Consider the following 16511-nt stretch of genomic DNA (forward strand, 5'->3'; position numbering starts at 1 on the left):
CAAATCAATTGGGAGAGACGAATGAAAATCATTCTGTGGATTGTCGCTATTATCTTTATCGTTGGCCTGCTCACCATCACCGGCGTGTTCAAGCTGATCTTTTAAATGACCCCGCGCCCACGGGCGCGGGATTAGCTTAGGCCTTTAAGCGTCCCCGGATCGCCCCCAGAGCCGAAACCACCAGCAGGACCATGCCGCCGGCAACCAGACCAAACACCACGTTGAGCAAGGCGGGGATCACGCCCTGCAGGATCTGACCGAAGGTCGGCACCACGGTGGCGTACGACGCCCAGTCCTCAAACAAATGATGCACCGGCGGCAGGCCGTGGGTCAGAATACCGCCCCCGACCATAAACATGGCGATGGTGCCCACCACTGACAGGGTCTTCATCAGGTAAGGTGCCGCACTGACAATACCGCTGCCGATCGAACGGGCCAGCGCGCTGCTTTTGCGGCTCAGATACAACCCCAAATCGTCGAGTTTGACGATCCCGGCCACAATGCCGTAAACCCCCACGGTCATCACAATCGCGATACCGCACAGCACAATCACCTGCTGGCTGAAGGTCGCCCCGGCCACGGTACCCAGGGTAATGGCAATAATCTCGGCGGACAGCACGAAGTCGGTGCGGATCGCCCCTTTCACCTTGCGCTGTTCGTAGGCCGCCACGTCTTCATTGGCGTTCAGCGCCTCTTGATTCTCTTCCCCGGCCTGTTTTTTGTGGGTCAGGCTGTGAAACACCTTTTCGAACCCTTCGTAACACAGGTAAGCACCGCCCACCATCAGCAGCGGCGTGATCGCCCAAGGGGCAAATGCGCTGATCAGCAACGCCAGCGGCACCAGGATCGCCTTGTTGATAAACGAGCCCTTGGCCACGCTCCACACCACCGGCAGCTCGCGATCGGCCTTTACGCCGGTCACTTGCTGCGCATTGAGCGCCAGATCGTCCCCCAATACCCCGGCGGTTTTTTTCGCCGCCATTTTGGTCATCAGCGAGACATCGTCCAGCAGTGAGGCAATATCATCGATTAAAGTCAGTAAGCTACTTCCAGCCAAAGTGGTTCATCCTTTTCATATTCACGAGTCACGATCTCTTCGCCGAGATTCATACTACAACATTAATGATTGTCGCTTTGCTAATGAATATTTTAGTGGAGAATTCACGATTGGGAGGAGAGATGGGGAATAACGGCGGGTATTGCTGGATGATTGATCATGTCGTTGCAGCCAATCATCCAGCAGGTGAAACCTTGTTGTTTTTCGGCGACCAAAGTCGCGCTCTTCAGAAGTGGCGATAACCGTTAAAAAGGATCACCCGGCATTCAGGCTGCTCTGATTATTTTTCAGGGCTTCCAGCGCACACTGCTGGTCAAGATCTCCGCCCGGTGCACCACCAATACCAATAGCACCGATGATCACCTCTCCGGATTTCACCGGTACGCCGCCCGCCAGCAACAATAAGCCAGGGATATCACGCAGGTTTGCCGCACCAGGGTTAGCCTGGGCATTTTTCATCACGTTTTCCGTCGGGTTTTTGGTGCTCACCGCAGTAAACGCCTTCATGCGGCTGGCCTCGATCGTATGCGGACCGGCATTATCCATTTTCTTGATGACGAGCGGGATACCGGCACGATCGACCAGAGTCACGGCGACATTATAATTTTTCGCACTGCAAGCCTGAATCGCGCTCTGCGCCAGTTTATCGGCCAGGTCGAGGGAAAGATTTTTTTCGGTCAGTACGCCGTTGGCCATACTGGCGAACGACGCCATGCTGCTGAGTAAAATAACGCTTGAAATGATGATTTTCATACTGGCTTGCCCCTTGCTTGTCCCTGATAGATGTAAGGGATAGTAAAAGGAGCTGCGGCTGCAAACTATTGGCGTGATTACCTACTCGTTTAAGTAGTTATACCTAGAACCCGGCAGCGACAGGCGCTGCGGCCCATGCTCGCGAATCACAAAGCGCCTTTACATTTTTTTCAGCAGCGCCAGCTCGCCATATTCGTTCATCAGTTTGGGCAGAGAGTTGACGTCCAGCTTGGCGAAGATATTGGCCCGGTGGGCCTCCACGGTACGCGGAGACAGTGCAAAAACGCGGGCGATCTCCTTGCTCGAATTCCCCTGCATAATATGCTCAAAAATATCCTGTTCCCGGGCAGTCAACGTAGCCAGCCGGTGTTGCATCGAGCGTATTTTTTGTTGCCGCTCCTGCAGCTTCTGCTGTTGTTCCAATGCGCTGCCGACCACTTCGAACAGCAAATCGGCGTCGATCGGTTTGGTCAGGAATTCGAAAGCGCCGTTTTTAAAGGCTCGCCGGCATAAATCAATGTTCGCATGCCCGGTCATGATGATCACCGGGATCGCCAACCCTTGCCGTTGCCATTCCTCCAGCAGCGTGAGCCCGGTTTTGCCCGGCATCCTGATATCCAGCAGCAGACAACCGGTTAACCCGTGCAGCTCGCCGACGCCTTGCTGAAATGCCAGCGCACTACCGTAAGTACGGGTTTGCCAACCGACGGTCCCCAGCAAGGCGCTGAGCGAGGAGAGAATGGCCGGTTCGTCGTCAATAAGGTAAATAGTTTGGTTCATCATCTCTCCTCAGGGTGTATCGGTAACCAGAGCCGGAAGCAGGCCCCTTGCCCGACAATATTCGTCGCTTCGATGGTGCCGTTAAGACGCTGGATCAGCGTATCCGTCAGGGCCATCCCCAATCCTATGCCCTGAGCGCGCGTGGTGAAAAACGGCATGAAAACATGCTGCAGAGCCTGTTCCGATAGCCCTGGGCCGCCGTCAGTCAGGGTTAAAGAAATTCCGTCATCGGTGGCCGTGGCGTTCAGGTTGATCCAGGCCGTCCCGGCCACATTATTTTCTTGCGCCTGGATCGCGTTGCTGACGATGTTATGCAAAATCTGCTCTATCCAAAGTGGCGGAGCAAACAGCGCGGGCAAACTGTCAGCAATGCTGCTGCTAATTTTGACTTTATTGCCACGAATTTCATTGTCCAACAGCGTCATCACTCGCGCCCAGAGAGCCCCGAGAGCGACAGGTTGATAATCTACCCGCTCGCTGGTCAGTTTCTGGCGAAACTGCTGCAATAATGCGTCGGTGCGCTTGATTTGAACGACGGCGGCTTCCAGCAACGGCGGCAGCTGTTCGGTGTGCTGTTGCCGAACCAGACGCAAGGCCGTTTGGTTATAGCTCAAAATCGCGGTAAGGGGCTGGTTAAGTTCATGCACGATACCGGCGGTCAATTCGCCCAAGGTATTCAGCCGCGTTATCTCGGCGTAATGGGCGCGCAAATCGGCGATATCACGCCGCCGACGGTTGGCACGGTATTGGTTGATCAGATATAACAGCCATCCCCAGAACAACGCGGGGGACAGGATAATGGGCCAGGGCAGCGTAGCCCAGTTGGGATCGTCACCAGCGGCCAGCACAAAAGGCTGCGACTGGCTGGCTACCACCTTGTCCCATTGCCAATAGTAGGAAGCCTGCGCCGCTCCCCTTTCAAACAAGGTCTGGCCGTTCCATCGCACCACCAGGTGTCGGAAGCTGTTTTCCCCCACCAGATCGTTCATCAATTGGTTCAGGTCGATCAGCAACGATTGGTTGCCGGCGTTGAGCCAGTAGCGCCCATTTTGCTCCACCACGATAAGCCGCCGTGGTTCAATGCCAGGATGAGAACGCCAATGGATGATTTGCGGAAAGATCCGCTGCACTTCCCGGCTGTATTGGCTGGCCGGCAAGAGCGGAATGATGGCGTCGTGCTGTGAAAGCTTCACCGTCACGTCGCGATAAAGAATACGAAAATCAGCGCTTTTCTCTTCGTACTGCTGCTGCAAGAAATAGGCTGTCAGCCCGCCGCTGGAGAGCAGAGTCAACGTTAACCAGCCCATTATCTTGAACATACCCATCCGTCCCTGCGCAAATTTTCTGAACGCTTAAATACCATAAAAGAGCGGGTGCGGGTATCTCAGCCGGCATCGCCGGCAGGCACGTTCAGTTGCCAGGACAGACCAAAACGGTCGTTCAACCAGCCGAAGCGCGCGCTGAAACCATAATCATCAATCGGCATAAGCACCTCACCGCCCTCCGCCAGACGCGCGAAAATCCGCTCCAAATCCGCCTCGGTGGCTAAGTTCACGTGGAGTGAGACCGCCGGGGTAAAGCTGAAATCATGGCTGACCGGGCTGTCGATAAACACCAGATTATGCCGTTCAAAATCAATGGTCGCATGTTTGACTCGCTGCGGCCCGTCACCGCTCTCTTCAAAATGCAGCAGTTGCTGAACCCGAAAACCGGCGAACAGCTCGCTATAAAGATTTATCGCCTGTTGGGCGTGGCCCTGAAACATGACGAAAGTAGAAACCTGGCTCATGGGATGCTGTCCTCACGTGCAATCACTAGGGTATTGATTGATGATAGCGGATGGATCAGCCTTCAAGGCGATTGAAAGGAGGAAAAATGACCGTCAATCATCGTCAGGCCCAATTGAGCGATCTTGCCGGCCTGCAGGCTCTGTACCGGGAATTACGCCCCCAGGATCAGCCACTGCGCCCGGATAATGCCCAGCGGACATTGCAACGCCTGCTGGACAACCCGGCGATTCGGCTGGTGGTCAGCGTGGTCGATGACCAACCGGTGGCGACCTGCACGCTGGCGATGGTGCCGGGGCTGGTGCATCAGGGGCAACCCTTCGGCATCATAGAGCACGTGGTCACCGCCCAGGCGTATCGCGGGCAAGGCATTGCATTAGCGATGCTTGAATACGCATTGCAACTGGCATGGCGGAAAGGCTGCTACAAGGTGATGCTGCTCTCCGGCCAGCAGCGCACCGGGGCACATCAACTGTATCTGCGCGCCGGGTTCGACGGCGATCGGGAACGGGGTTTTGTTATCCGGCGTCCTGAAGGACGGTAGCGGCCCGCGAGAAAAACCCGCAGGCCACAGAAGCCATTATTCGGTTTCGTTCTTCGCCAGTCGGGCGTCTTTCTGACGGCGGTAGTCGCGGGCCGCCGCCGGAATTGGCGTCACCTTACCGGTTTCGATCCAACTGCGCAGGCGGTTGGCATCGGCGAAGTGGGTGTATTTGCCAAAGGCATCCAATACCACCAGGGACACCGAACGGCTGCCGATCACGGTACGCATCGCCAGGCAATGCCCAGCCTCGTTCGTGAAGCCGGTTTTGGTCAACTGGATGTTCCATTTCGGGTTGTATACCAGATGGTTGGTATTGCGAAACGGCAGCGTATAGTTCGGATCTTTGAAGCTCGCCATACGCTCGGTGGTAGTGCTGAGCTGGCCGATCAGCGGGTATTGCTTGGTGGCGATCAGCAGTTTGGTCAGGTCACGTGCGGTCGAGACGTTTTTGATCGACAGCCCAGTCGGCTCCACGTAACGCGTGTTGGTCATCCCCAGCGATTTGGCTTTGGCGTTCATCGCTTTGATAAAGGCACCATACCCCCCCGGATAATGATGCGCCAGACTGGCGGCGGCGCGGTTTTCCGACGACATCAGCGCCAGCAGCAGCATGTCTTTACGGCTGATCTCACTGTTCAGCCGCACGCGCGAATAGACCCCTTTCATCTCCGGCGTCTGATGAATATCCACCGACAGCATTTCATCCATCGGTAGATGGGCATCCAGCGTCACCATCGCCGTCATCAGCTTGGTGATGGAGGCAATCGGCACCACTTCGTCCGGGTTGCGCGCATACATCACCTTATGGGTCTGCATATCCACTACCATGGCGCTGCCGGAGGCCAGCTCAGGCTGGGCGGCACGGGTGACGGCGTTATTTTCGCTGGCCAGCGCGCGCGGCGCGAAGCCTGCCCCTGCCTGCAAAGCGAGCAGGGCTAGAACCAAAACACGTTTTTTCACATGCATTACTCTGTCACTGAAGAAGATGAAGGTCTTATTTGGCCGAATTATATGTGAGGGATCTTCCGTTGGCACTGGGATTATGCCAGCCGATTTGTGACAAATTCTGTCGAAGAGATAATTGCGCAAACCGCGAGCGCTCTGGGATGAACGCCCGCGATGCAAAAGTTACAGTGCCGGTTGCCAGGCCGACTGCGGCAACAGGTACAAACCGGGTGCCTGGCGTTCGCCGTCGCCGACGATATGGCCTATGCCCGCCGCCATCACCGCCAGCGTCACATCGAAGGCATTCAGGCTGTCGCCGTAGCCCGCCGTCAGGTTGAACATCGAACCATTGGCCAGCAAATAAACCTGTCTGTCATCCAGTTGGTAGGCGTTCACAAACGGCATAGGCTCGCTGTGCGGCAGGCTCTGCAGGAAACCGACGTCAATTTCCGCCGTTACATGGCCCACGTTGAGGATGAACACCCCGTCTTTCGCCTGTTGCAGATGCTGCGCTGACAGCACGTTTTTCGCCCCGGTTGCCGTGGCAATTACATCAGCCTGGCCGACCGCACTGGCCAAATCAACCACCGCCCAGCCGTCATAACGCGCTTGCAGCGCCCGCGCCGGATCGATTTCCGCCACGATCACCTGCCCGCCGTAAGCTTTCGCCGCCGCCGCAACGCCCTGCCCAACCAGGCCATAGCCAATCACCAGCACGCATTTTTCATGCAGCGTCAAATGGGTGGTCTGGAAGAAGGTGTGCCAGGCGGTCAAGCCGACCATATGGCGGTTATGCAGCCCTTCTTTTACCGGCAAATCGTCCCAGTTAAAAATAGGGTAGCGCGGTGCCATACCGTTCAGTCGGCTGATGCCGGAACCCGTCGCTTCCAGCCCGGCGATAATCTGCGGGCCGTCGGCTGACTGGTGCAACCGGGTGGTCAGATCGGCACCCATTTCGCACAGGTGGGTAGGCCCCCAGGCCAGCGCGCGGTCAAACGATGCCGACCAATCGGCGTCGCTCATGTCGCGCCAGGCGTGAGCCTGTGCCCCTCGGCGCTCCAGCCAGGCGACCACGTCATCTTGCACCGTGGTCGGGTTGCAGGTGGTCAGATAAATGGCTGCGCCCTTATCCAACAGGCCCGCCACCAGCGGAGCCATTTTCAGATCCAGGTGCATATTGCACGCCAGACGCACGCCGCTTAAATCCGGCAGTGCAGCAACGGCCGCCCGGGTACGCGGCATGTGGCGCATCGCCCAGTTCAGCTCACTTTCAAAATCCTGATACATCTGTCGCTCCTCTACTGCGCCGCACCACCGGGGCACGGCAGAATGATTTAACCGCTGCGGCTCAGGCGCTTTATCGCCTGTGGCGACAGGCCAAACAGACGGATGAATGCCCGCCTCATACGCTCCGGGTCACTGAACCCGACGGCGCGGGCGATGCTCTCCAGCGCTTCGTGACCTTCTTCAATCCTTAGCCTGGCGGCCTCGACCCGTAATTGTTCAATCACCTTGGCCGGCGTCTGACCGGTTTCGGCGCGGAACAGGCGGCCAAACTGCCGCTCGCTCAGACAGGCGGCGTCCGCCAGATCGCCCACTGTCAGCGGATGATGGAGGTGTTCGCGAGCATAAGAGAGCGCGTTGCGAATGCGATCCGAAGACGGGTTGAGCTCCAGCAGCAAGGAATACTGCGACTGCCCGCCCGGACGGCGGTGATACACCACCAGTTGCCGCGCCACGCTGGCCGCCAGTTCGCTGCCGAGATCTTCCTCGACCATCGCCAGTGCCAAGTCGATACCGGCAGTGATGCCCGCCGAAGTCCAGATCGCACCGTCGCGGATATAAATACGATTGCTGTCGACGCGGATACGCGGATAACTCTGTTGCAGCCGTGCGGCATGGTACCAATGAGTAGTCGCGCGCTTGCCGTCCAGCAACCCGGCAGCCGCCAGTATAAATGCGCCGGTGCACACGCTGGCCATGCGCCGTGCCTGCCGGCTTTGCCGGTGCAGAAACGCCAATAGCCCCGCCGACTGGGTGGCGACGACGTTACCGCTGCCTCCGGCAATCAATAGCGTATCAAGGCGGTGCTCGCCAAACGGCTGAGTGAGCACTTCCACACCCGATGAGCTCGCCACGCTGCCACCCCGTTCCGAGAGTGGCAGACACCGGTAGGCCTGCGTCGCCGTAAACTGGTTGGCGTTATCAAAGGCCGCCAGCGGCCCGGCGAAGTCGAGCAGGTTAAAGCCGGGGAAGACCACAAAGCCGATATTTTTCATCATGGCGCTTTTTGAGGGTTATCCGTCATATCAGCCAAAAACAGGGTCGCTATTATGACCCAAAGCAAATGACAAAACTGAGGCGAATATCATGTCTGAACCATTAGTGATTGTTTTTCCGATCTATCAGGGCGTCACCCAGCTCGACTTTACCGGTCCACTGCAGTTTTTGCGGCACATGCCGGGAGCCGAAATTATCGTTGCGTCCATCGGTGGCGCAGATATCAGCGCCGAAGGATTGCACTTTACCCAGTTGCAGAAGCTGGAAGAAGTCACGCGTTGCGACGTGCTTTGCGTACCGGGCGGTGCCGGCTGCACCCAGGCGCTGGAAAACGACGCCTTTATGAACCAGATCCGCCGTCTGGGGCCGGATGCCCGCTATCTGACCTCAGTGTGCACCGGTTCGCTGATCCTGGCCGCTGCCGGTTTGCTGCACGGCAAACGCGCCGCCTGTCACTGGAGCATGCGCGAAAGCCTGGCGCTGTTCGGCGCCCTCCCCAGTCATGCACGGGTAGAACGTGACGGTAACGTCATCAGCGGCGGCGGCGTGACCGCAGGCATCGATTTCGCTCTGGCACTAATCGCCGAATTGCACGACGAAGATACCGCGCAAATGATCCAGCTGTATCTGGAATATGCGCCGGCACCGCCGTTCCAGGGGGGAACGCCGGAACTCGCACCGGCGCATATTCTGGCCAGGGTTCAGGCGCAGATGGCCGAGAGTTTGCGGCAACGCCGGGCGTTGGTCGCGCAGATTGCCGCCCGCGGCTAGCGCACAGGGCGTATACTTAGCCTTATGTGTTAAAGACATAGGGGATCAGAATGGCGGATTTAGCCCACTACATTACGGACTACGGTTATTGGGCGCTGTTTATCGGCTGTCTGGCCGAAGGCGAAACCATCACGCTGCTCGGCGGTATTGCGGCGCATCAGGGACTGCTGCATCTGCCCTGGGTCATTGCGGTGGTGGCGTTGGGGGGCACCCTGGGGGATCAACTGCTGTTTTTCCTGGGGCGTCGTTTTGGTGGGCGGGTCATTTCACGCATGAAGAGCCAGGAAAAACGCATCGAGCGCGCCAGAAAACTGATTGCACGCCACCCGATGCTGTTCGTGATTGGCGTACGTTTTATGTATGGCTTTCGCATTATCGGCCCGGTGCTGATCGGCGCCAGCAAGCTGCCGCCGTCGCGCTTTGTGCCGCTGAACATTCTGGGTGCCATCCTGTGGGCGACCCTCTTTGTGCTGCTGGGGTATTTCGGTGGCGAAGCGATCGGCCGTTTTATCTCGGGCTTCGACAAAAAGCTGACCAGCGTGCTGTTCTGCGCGCTGGTGATCGCCGCCATTCTGCTAGTGCGGTTTTGGTGGCGCCGTCGGCATGCCGATTAACCTTATCGGTTTAGCATCAGTTTCACCCCGAGCAAGGCCAGCACTCCGCCGCCTACCCGATCGAACCAGGCTTTAAAACGCAGGTAGGTGCGTCGGGGGCCCGGTGATGACAACACAAAGGCCACGAAGGCATACCACAGCACGTCAACGGCCAGAGCAATCATCGGCAGAATAATGTACATAAGCGGCGAAATTTTATGGCTGAGCAAGGCGGCAAACACGCTGCCGAACACGATGGCGGTGTTCGGGTTGCTCAGTTGGGTCAATAATCCCGTGGTGAAGGCCTTGCGGAGGCCCAGAGACTGCGCCCCGACGGCCTCCACGTTTAGCGGCTGGTTCGCCCCACGCAGCATTTTTAACGCCAGGTAGACCAGGTAAGCGCCCCCCAGCACTTTCAGCGTGGAATACAACCACGGCAATGCCAACAGCAATGACTGAAGCCCCAACAGAGCCACCAGTGCAAAAATAAAGCAGCCGACGCCCATACCCAGCGCCACTGCCATACCATCGCGGCGCGAAGAAGCCACGGCCGTACGAGCCACCAAAATAAAGCTTTGTCCCGGACTCATTGCCCCCAGCGCAATGGCGCCAGTAATACTCAATACCGATAAAACCGTCTCGCTGATCATGTTTTCTGCCCCCTTTAGATCCCCTTACTCAAAGTAGCGCAGCGTTGAAAGCTAAAGCAATCGGCAGCAGGGATTATTCTGCCTGCGATGCGTCGCGCATCAGGGCTACCAGTTCGCGGGCAGCCTTATCCAACGGCCTGCTTTTCAGCCAGATCAGGTGCATCGGCAATCGCAGTTCGTTTTTGGTGTTTTTGAATTTCAGACGGATCAGCCGCTCCTGCGCTAACAGCGGTGCGGTCAGCGACAGGGGGAAATTGCCCCAGCCCAAACCGGCCTCCACCATGTTCAGCGCCATCGGCAGGCTGTCGGTACGCCAGTAAGATTCCGCCACGCGTGGCCGCAGATCGGCGATCGGCAAATCACGGCTGGCCACCATAATTTGCCGCACGTTGACCAAATCCTCGAGAAACAGCTCATCCGGTGCCCCCTGCAACGCCGGGTGCCGTGGCGAAAGCATGGCAACCAGCGATTCCGCGCCGACGAAGTGAAACTGTTCCTGGCTGTTGATGTTAAGCCCGCCAAACGCCAGGCAAACGTCGACCCGCTCTTGATGCAGCATATGCACCACGTCATCCTGCGGGGCGGTCAATACTTCGATATTCAGCAGCGGATAGCGCTCCGCCAGCGTATTGACCGCCGTCAGCAGGCCACTGCTGTTGATGTCCGAGGCAACGCCAATCGACAAGGTGCTCTCCAGCCCTTGCGACAGTTCGATAGCGTGGTTCTGCAACTGTTTAAGCTGGTCGGCTATCAGTCGTGCATGGGGTGCCAGCGCCAATGCCAACGGGGTCGGCACCGGCTCACGGTGCGAACGGTCAAACAGCTGAAACCCCAGTTCCGCCTCCATGTTGGCGATCCCCATGCTGACCGCCGAAGGTACGCGCCGCAGTGAACGAGCCGCGGCGGAAAATGAACCGCGATCCAGCACCGCCAGAAACAGCTCAATGTTGTCGCTGGAAAAATTCATGCGTTATTTATCAGTATATCTGATAGCTCCTGACTTTTTCTATCAATGTGATTGACGTTATCTTACCCGCCAGACGGCAAAAGGTCACCCGACCACAAAGCCAGGAAATCAGTCAGGAGATGAGTAATGCAAGGCGTTAAACGCAAACTGGTGTATGTCACCGCCTATGAAATTATCGGCATGGCGATCTCGGCGCTCGGGCTGGCGCTGCTTTCCGGCAGTGCCCCCAGCAGCACCGGGCCGCTGGCGGTGATCATTACCACTATCGCCGTCAGCTGGAACTTCATCTACAACTCGCTGTTCGAGCTGTGGGAAAGTCGCCAGGCTTCACGTAGCCGTACGCTTAAACGCCGCATTCTGCATGCCATCGGTTTTCAATTGACGTTGGTGGTTTACCTGATCCCGCTGATTGCCTGGTGGATGGGGATTACGCTGTGGCAAGCGCTGCTGCTGGATATGGCGCTGATCGTGATTATTCCGTGCTACACCTTTGTGTTTAACTGGGTGTTCGACAAGGTATTCGGTCTGCCGACTTCGGCACTGCCGGCCGGTGAATCCGCCTAAAAATCGGCCAAATATCTCCGTTTATTATCTCCCGCCTGCGGACAATATCACCACAGGTTGGGAGGTCTTATTATCCCCTCCTTTCACCTCATCCATTAATAAGAAAAATTCCCTGTAGTTTGCACGGTAATTATTATTATGTGATTTTAATCACTTTTTATTCCTCGATATTTCCGTCTTGATAAAATCAACCATCTTATTGAATAATATATTCTTTTATATTTAGAACAAAAAATAAACACGCTTGTTCACAATTTATGCGCAGGATTTTTTGCCACATTTACTGAGAAAAGGTAGCATGCTTCGCCGTTATTTCGTGGCGGCTTGTATACACAATAAACAGCAGAATGATGCCATGACCTCATTCTCATAACGATTGTCCATAGCAATCGTTTGCTCTGAAGCCAGAGCAGGGTAATTCCATAGACAGGTAAACAGGACGGATAATGCAATCAAATAAAAAGTCTGCGCATGACAAGCACGCAGCCAGAAGACGATGGTTAGACTCCCATGAATCCGGTTATCACAAGAGCATGGGCAACCGGCAAATACAGATGATCGCTATCGGCGGCTCAATCGGTACCGGCTTGTTCCTCGGTACCGGGGGCCGTCTGGAATTGGCCGGCCCGGCGCTGGCGCTGGTGTATCTGGTGTGCGGCATTTTCTCTTTCTTCATTCTGCGCGCATTGGGTGAATTGGTTTTGCATCGCCCGTCCAGCGGCAGCTTCGTGTCTTATGCCCGTGAGTTTCTCGGCGAAAAAGCCTCTTACGTCGCCGGGTGGATGTATTTCCTCAACTGGGCGATGACCGGCATCGTCGATATCACCGCGGTGGCGCTGTACATGCACTACTGGGGGACCTTCGCCGACGTCCCGCAATGGCTGTTCGCGCTCTGCGCCCTCGGCGTGGTTGCCACCATGAACATGATCGGCGTGAAGTGGTTCGCCGAAATGGAGTTCTGGTTCGCCCTGATCAAAGTGGTCGCCATCGCGTTGTTCCTGGTGGTGGGGGTGGTGTTCCTCGGCACCGGCACCCCGGTAGCCGGCAACACCACCGGTCTGCACCTGATCACCGAAAACGGCGGCATGTTCCCGCACGGCCTGCTGCCCGCATTGGTGCTAGTGCAAGGCGTTATCTTCGCCTTCGCCGGGATTGAGCTGATCGGTACCGCCGCCGGCGAGTGCAAGGATCCGGCCAAAATGATGCCAAAGGCCATCAACAGCGTGATTTGGCGCATTGGCCTGTTCTACGTCGGCTCGGTAGTGCTGCTGGTACTGCTGCTGCCGTGGAACGCCTACCAGGCAGGTCAAAGCCCGTTCGTCACCTTCTTCAGCAAGCTCGGCGTGCCTTATATCGGCACCATCATGAACATCGTGGTATTGACCGCCGCACTCTCCAGCCTCAACTCCGGGCTGTACTCCACCGGCCGTATCCTGCGTTCATTGTCGATGGGCGGTTCGGCACCGAAATTTATGGCTAAAATGAGCAGCCAGCAGGTGCCCTACGCCGGGATCCTGGTGACCTGCGGCATCTATGTGATTGGCGTTTTGCTGAACTATCTGGTGCCTTCGCGGGTGTTTGAGATCGTGCTGAACATCGCCTCGCTGGGCATTATCGCCTCATGGGCGTTTATCATCGTGTGCCAGATGCGTCTGCGCAAAGCCGTGCGGGAAGGCCGCGCCCAACCGGTATCCTTCAGAATGCCCGGCGCGCCCTTCACCTCTTGGCTGACGCTGGCGTTCCTGCTGGCGGTCGTCATTATGATGGCGTTCGACTACCCGAACGGCACCTGGACCATCGCCACCATTCCGGTGCTGGCGGTACTGCTGACGCTGGGCTGGTTCGGCCTGCGCAAGCGGGCCCAGGAAGTGAAGCTGGAACAGCAAGCTCACGAAGAAGCCCACCATTAAGCCGTTAACAAAGTGCTCTGTTGTTTCGTAGTAGGGGCGCGGCATGCCGCGCCCTACCGCATAATCAATAGGTTAAATCGGGTCGAACATGTTCGCCCCCTACCGGTTGAGCCCTCATGCGGGCTTGTCAGCCATCTGAATTTTTTATTCTTAGAGTCGACCGTAAAAGGTCATTCTGGCACTCTCTGACAGCGCGATATCCGGCTGGGCATTGTAGGCCAGCACCACCAGCATGCGGGTGGTGTCGCCTTCGGTTGGCGTGACGCGGTGCATGGCATTGCGTCCCCGGAACAGCACCAAATCCCCTTCTTCGATCGCCAAGGTCTTAACCGCCCGTTCGCCGTCCAATACCTGCGATACGCCAGCATAATTCATCTCCCCGCGATCGGCATCCCGCAGGTTTTCCACGTACTCGAACTGCCCACCGGCCTGAGGTTTCTGGATCAGCAGCGTGATGGCAAAAGACGAATTGTCAAAATGCCAGCCCAGCTCCTGCCCGCGATGAGCATAGTGCAGATTGATTGAAGACAACCGATCGGCGTAAGGGTACAGCTGCTGTTCTTGCAGTACCGCACAGAGAAAATCGCGGAAGGATTGCGCATCGTACAACGTTCGCAGCGGCGACTGCACCGGAATATCCTCGTCGGTAATACACCCCTTGGAAGAAACCACCAGCCGGTTGCGTGGGTGATCGGACGGCAAGGCGTCGTCCTGCGGTTTCAGATAGACATTGTGCTTGTTGGCGGCATAAAACGCCGCAGGGCTGTGCTCTGCCCCCTCCAAACGCACCGTCGCCAGCGCTGCGGCGGTCAAAAAGCCCGGCAGCACCAGTGCCCCCGCCCTGTCCAGCGTAGCCTTGCAACGGGCCTGAAAGGCTGCATCACCAATCGGGTTAGCGGATAAATCAATGATATGAGCAAGTTGCTGCATGATGAGCTCCTGGGGCGTAAAGGCCGAATAACCCCACTGTAGCGAATGTCAGATTGCCGTAATAACAAAAATACGTTAAGGATGAGCTAACCAATTCTTAGCGATAGCCGCCATGAACGCACCTTCCCGCAGCCGCCTGCCCAAACTGAGCGCCATTCTGGCGTTTGAAACCGCCGCCCGTACCGGCAGCCTGGCGCTGACCGCTGCCGCCGTCAGCCAGCAGATCCGCCAGCTCGAGCAGCATCTGGGCATTATGCTGTTCATTCGCGCCAAGAGCGGCGTTACGCTGACCGAACAGGGGGCGGACTATCTGGCTTACGTGCAGCAGGCCTTTGAAACGCTGCGCGTGGCGCAGCAGCATGTCGATCGCCAACGGGGCCAAGAGGCATTGACGATTTTTGCCTTGCCGGCCCTGGCGTCAAAATGGCTGAACCCGGCCATCGGCAAGTGGCTGAACCAGCATCCGCAGACGGATATTCGCCTGCACGCCACTCACGCCGAGGTCGATTTCGCCGGATCAACGGCGGATTTTGCCCTGTGCTTTGGCGATCAGGACTACCCATTGTTGGAAAAGGTGCGGCTGTTTCAGGATAGCGTGCAGCCGGTTTGCAGCCCGCAGTTACAGAGGATCGGCGACTGGACTCAACAGCCGCTGATTCAGGTGGATTGGGGGAAGGAGAGCCAGTTTCTGCCGGGCTGGCATGAGTGGTTCAGCGCTGCCGGATTGCCGCCGCCGCAGCGGCGCGGCCTGACTTATAATCTGACTTCGCTGGCGATTGACGCCGCGGTTGAGGGCCACGGCGTTTTGCTCGGCCAGCAGCAGCTTATCCAGCGTGAACTGGCTCAGGGAACCCTGGTGCCGCTGGCCGAACCGACGCTACCGCTGAGCAAGCCCTACTATGTGGTTTACCCGCAACGCACGCTGGACAAACCCAAAACCGCCGAGTTTCTGGCGTGGTTGCAAAGCATCGCGCCGGCGGACAGCGCGCGGTAAGCGCCGTCGCAATGTTTACCAGGTTTTGGACATCATCTCGCCCAGCAGCAGATTCGTCGCACGCGGCAGATAAACTTCGTTGCCTGCGCCGGGTGTGAGCGTCAGTTCACCAATGTAGATTTTATCGCGAGTGAGATAAAAATCGACGCGGCAATAATCCAGATCCGCCGAGACTGCTTTCGCGACCTGGATCATTTCATCCCAAAACGCCGGTTTCTCGTTCAGCGTATTGATCTGTGGAATGTCCGCTTGAGTGAAAAAGCAGTGGTGCGCGTGCTGATCCAAAAACTCCAGTGAAGTCGGCTCAGGCCCGCCACGCAACAGCTCCACGAACAAATAAGACTGTTTGCCGTTAAAGACATGCACCTTGTAATCAATCAGCTCACCGTCACATTCAATATCCAGTAGCTCCTCAACGATAATTTTCTGCGGAATATTAGCGTAGTGTTTTTCTCGAAATCTTTTCCAATAGGTTATTTCAGACCACTCACTAAGAATCTTCGCAATATCATGATAGGCAACCTTGCCTTTATCCTTGACTATTTTCACCTGCTGCGATGCATTATTTGTTTTGATAACAAATGATTGTGGCAAGGCCAGATAGTCCTGTTCGGTAAAGTTATCGGTGATCATGATAATTGGCGTTAGGTACTTATCTGAAACCCGCTGGGAAATATACTCTCTGACCGCCATCTTATCCGCTAACATACTGAAATCATTATGCGGGTAGCGCATGCGCTGATAAATCTTCTCTGAAAATGTTTTCGGGTTATTGAAGCTGACCCAAGAGCCGTGGGCGAGATAATGGCTGACTTGGTAATAGATAAAATCGGGCGCGGCCCGATAGAGTCGTTTTGCGAGTTTTCTCATTCTTCTCTTTCTTCCATGAACATAGCATACGCAGGAATGCTTCTCACATTCCGATTATTGCAGCTCAATTATAAAACCCTGCGGGGCATCCCTTACAGTGGGTAAGGGAATAATCG

The 16511-nt window shown here is 56.5% G+C and carries 18 protein-coding genes; 6 read left to right on the forward strand and 12 right to left on the reverse strand.

What is annotated here, in order from left to right; all coding sequences use genetic code 11:
• Positions 1-136: 136 nt before the first annotated feature.
• The 5 genes from H5P17_RS03695 to H5P17_RS03715 form a co-directional block, all read right to left on the reverse strand.
• Positions 137-1057 (reverse strand): DUF808 domain-containing protein, encoded by a 921-nt coding sequence (locus H5P17_RS03695; protein ID WP_044549025.1) that lies wholly within the window; start codon positions 1055-1057, stop codon positions 137-139.
• Positions 1058-1312: 255 nt separating this feature from the next.
• The gene (locus H5P17_RS03700) at positions 1313-1810 is read right to left on the reverse strand and encodes a heme-binding protein (protein ID WP_182821324.1); all 498 of its coding nucleotides are present in this window, start codon (positions 1808-1810) and stop codon (positions 1313-1315) included.
• Positions 1811-1969: 159 nt separating this feature from the next.
• Positions 1970-2590: a response regulator transcription factor gene (locus H5P17_RS03705; protein WP_044549022.1), complete on the reverse strand. Its 621-nt coding sequence runs from the start codon at positions 2588-2590 to the stop codon at positions 1970-1972.
• On the reverse strand, positions 2590-3909 hold the full coding sequence (locus H5P17_RS03710) for a sensor histidine kinase (protein ID WP_182821326.1): 1320 nt from the start codon (positions 3907-3909) through the stop codon (positions 2590-2592). Before H5P17_RS03710 ends, H5P17_RS03705 begins: the two co-directional genes overlap by 1 nt.
• Positions 3910-3974: 65 nt before the next feature.
• Positions 3975-4379, reverse strand: coding sequence for a VOC family protein (locus tag H5P17_RS03715; RefSeq protein WP_044549018.1), 405 nt, complete (start codon positions 4377-4379; stop codon positions 3975-3977).
• 86 nt (positions 4380-4465) lie between these two features.
• Between H5P17_RS03715 and H5P17_RS03720 the strand changes: the two genes are divergently transcribed.
• The gene (locus tag H5P17_RS03720) at positions 4466-4921 is read left to right on the forward strand and encodes a GNAT family N-acetyltransferase (RefSeq protein ID WP_044549017.1); all 456 of its coding nucleotides are present in this window, start codon (positions 4466-4468) and stop codon (positions 4919-4921) included.
• 36 nt (positions 4922-4957) lie between these two features.
• Here H5P17_RS03720 and pbpG read toward each other — a convergent pair whose 3' ends face one another.
• The 3 genes from pbpG to H5P17_RS03735 all read right to left on the reverse strand — a co-directional run bounded on the left by pbpG (position 4958) and on the right by H5P17_RS03735 (position 8145).
• Positions 4958-5887 (reverse strand): D-alanyl-D-alanine endopeptidase, encoded by a 930-nt coding sequence (pbpG, locus tag H5P17_RS03725; RefSeq protein WP_044549015.1) that lies wholly within the window; start codon positions 5885-5887, stop codon positions 4958-4960.
• 162 nt (positions 5888-6049) lie between these two features.
• Entirely contained in the window at positions 6050-7153 is a 1104-nt protein-coding gene (locus H5P17_RS03730) for an adenosylhomocysteinase (protein ID WP_182821328.1), read from the reverse strand.
• Positions 7154-7200: 47 nt separating this feature from the next.
• On the reverse strand, positions 7201-8145 hold the full coding sequence (locus tag H5P17_RS03735; protein ID WP_182821383.1) for a GlxA family transcriptional regulator: 945 nt from the start codon (positions 8143-8145) through the stop codon (positions 7201-7203).
• 91 nt (positions 8146-8236) lie between these two features.
• Here H5P17_RS03735 and H5P17_RS03740 point away from each other — a divergent pair, with 91 nt between their 5' ends.
• Together H5P17_RS03740 and H5P17_RS03745 are read left to right on the forward strand one after the other, a co-directional pair.
• A complete protein-coding gene (locus H5P17_RS03740; RefSeq protein ID WP_182821330.1) occupies positions 8237-8917 on the forward strand; it encodes a DJ-1/PfpI family protein in 681 nt (226 codons plus the stop codon).
• Positions 8918-8967: 50 nt separating this feature from the next.
• Positions 8968-9531, forward strand: a complete 564-nt coding sequence (locus H5P17_RS03745; protein ID WP_182821332.1) for a DedA family protein — start codon at positions 8968-8970, stop codon at positions 9529-9531.
• A gap of 2 nt (positions 9532-9533) precedes the next feature.
• Here H5P17_RS03745 and H5P17_RS03750 read toward each other — a convergent pair whose 3' ends face one another.
• Positions 9534-10160 (reverse strand): LysE family translocator, encoded by a 627-nt coding sequence (locus H5P17_RS03750; RefSeq protein WP_182821334.1) that lies wholly within the window; start codon positions 10158-10160, stop codon positions 9534-9536.
• Between the two features lie 73 nt (positions 10161-10233).
• Complete coding sequence (locus H5P17_RS03755; RefSeq protein WP_182821336.1) at positions 10234-11127, reverse strand: LysR family transcriptional regulator; 894 nt, start codon at positions 11125-11127, stop codon at positions 10234-10236.
• Positions 11128-11253: 126 nt separating this feature from the next.
• Here H5P17_RS03755 and H5P17_RS03760 point away from each other — a divergent pair, with 126 nt between their 5' ends.
• Positions 11254-11691 (forward strand): PACE efflux transporter, encoded by a 438-nt coding sequence (locus H5P17_RS03760; protein ID WP_044549007.1) that lies wholly within the window; start codon positions 11254-11256, stop codon positions 11689-11691.
• Between the two features lie 446 nt (positions 11692-12137).
• Positions 12138-13601, forward strand: a complete 1464-nt coding sequence (gene ansP, locus H5P17_RS03765; protein ID WP_046374222.1) for an L-asparagine permease — start codon at positions 12138-12140, stop codon at positions 13599-13601.
• 150 nt (positions 13602-13751) lie between these two features.
• Here the strand turns inward: ansP and H5P17_RS03770 are convergent, their stop codons facing one another.
• Positions 13752-14531, reverse strand: coding sequence for a 2OG-Fe(II) oxygenase (locus H5P17_RS03770; protein WP_182821338.1), 780 nt, complete (start codon positions 14529-14531; stop codon positions 13752-13754).
• A gap of 112 nt (positions 14532-14643) precedes the next feature.
• Between H5P17_RS03770 and H5P17_RS03775 the strand changes: the two genes are divergently transcribed.
• Positions 14644-15525, forward strand: coding sequence for a LysR substrate-binding domain-containing protein (locus tag H5P17_RS03775; RefSeq protein ID WP_182821340.1), 882 nt, complete (start codon positions 14644-14646; stop codon positions 15523-15525).
• A gap of 15 nt (positions 15526-15540) precedes the next feature.
• On the opposite strand, the gene H5P17_RS03780 is transcribed toward H5P17_RS03775, so the two are convergent.
• The gene (locus tag H5P17_RS03780; RefSeq protein WP_182821342.1) at positions 15541-16395 is read right to left on the reverse strand and encodes an ATP-grasp fold amidoligase family protein; all 855 of its coding nucleotides are present in this window, start codon (positions 16393-16395) and stop codon (positions 15541-15543) included.
• Positions 16396-16511: the final 116 nt, after the last annotated feature.

It is taken from the genome of Serratia sp. OS31, from assembly GCF_014164835.1.
GTDB lineage: Bacteria > Pseudomonadota > Gammaproteobacteria > Enterobacterales > Enterobacteriaceae > Serratia > Serratia liquefaciens_A.

Coding starts and splice junctions, on each gene's coding strand:
- H5P17_RS03700 (WP_182821324.1), bottom strand. CDS start 1,810: ATGAAAATCATCATTTCAAGCGTTATTTTACTCAGCAGCATGGCGTCG.
- H5P17_RS03705 (WP_044549022.1), bottom strand. CDS start 2,590: ATGAACCAAACTATTTACCTTATTGACGACGAACCGGCCATTCTCTCC.
- H5P17_RS03710 (WP_182821326.1), bottom strand. CDS start 3,909: ATGTTCAAGATAATGGGCTGGTTAACGTTGACTCTGCTCTCCAGCGGC.
- H5P17_RS03715 (WP_044549018.1), bottom strand. CDS start 4,379: ATGAGCCAGGTTTCTACTTTCGTCATGTTTCAGGGCCACGCCCAACAG.
- H5P17_RS03720 (WP_044549017.1), top strand. CDS start 4,466: ATGACCGTCAATCATCGTCAGGCCCAATTGAGCGATCTTGCCGGCCTG.
- pbpG (WP_044549015.1), bottom strand. CDS start 5,887: ATGCATGTGAAAAAACGTGTTTTGGTTCTAGCCCTGCTCGCTTTGCAG.
- H5P17_RS03730 (WP_182821328.1), bottom strand. CDS start 7,153: ATGTATCAGGATTTTGAAAGTGAGCTGAACTGGGCGATGCGCCACATG.
- H5P17_RS03735 (WP_182821383.1), bottom strand. CDS start 8,145: ATGAAAAATATCGGCTTTGTGGTCTTCCCCGGCTTTAACCTGCTCGAC.
- H5P17_RS03740 (WP_182821330.1), top strand. CDS start 8,237: ATGTCTGAACCATTAGTGATTGTTTTTCCGATCTATCAGGGCGTCACC.
- H5P17_RS03745 (WP_182821332.1), top strand. CDS start 8,968: ATGGCGGATTTAGCCCACTACATTACGGACTACGGTTATTGGGCGCTG.
- H5P17_RS03750 (WP_182821334.1), bottom strand. CDS start 10,160: ATGATCAGCGAGACGGTTTTATCGGTATTGAGTATTACTGGCGCCATT.
- H5P17_RS03755 (WP_182821336.1), bottom strand. CDS start 11,127: ATGAATTTTTCCAGCGACAACATTGAGCTGTTTCTGGCGGTGCTGGAT.
- H5P17_RS03760 (WP_044549007.1), top strand. CDS start 11,254: ATGCAAGGCGTTAAACGCAAACTGGTGTATGTCACCGCCTATGAAATT.
- ansP (WP_046374222.1), top strand. CDS start 12,138: ATGCAATCAAATAAAAAGTCTGCGCATGACAAGCACGCAGCCAGAAGA.
- H5P17_RS03770 (WP_182821338.1), bottom strand. CDS start 14,531: ATGCAGCAACTTGCTCATATCATTGATTTATCCGCTAACCCGATTGGT.
- H5P17_RS03775 (WP_182821340.1), top strand. CDS start 14,644: ATGAACGCACCTTCCCGCAGCCGCCTGCCCAAACTGAGCGCCATTCTG.
- H5P17_RS03780 (WP_182821342.1), bottom strand. CDS start 16,395: ATGAGAAAACTCGCAAAACGACTCTATCGGGCCGCGCCCGATTTTATC.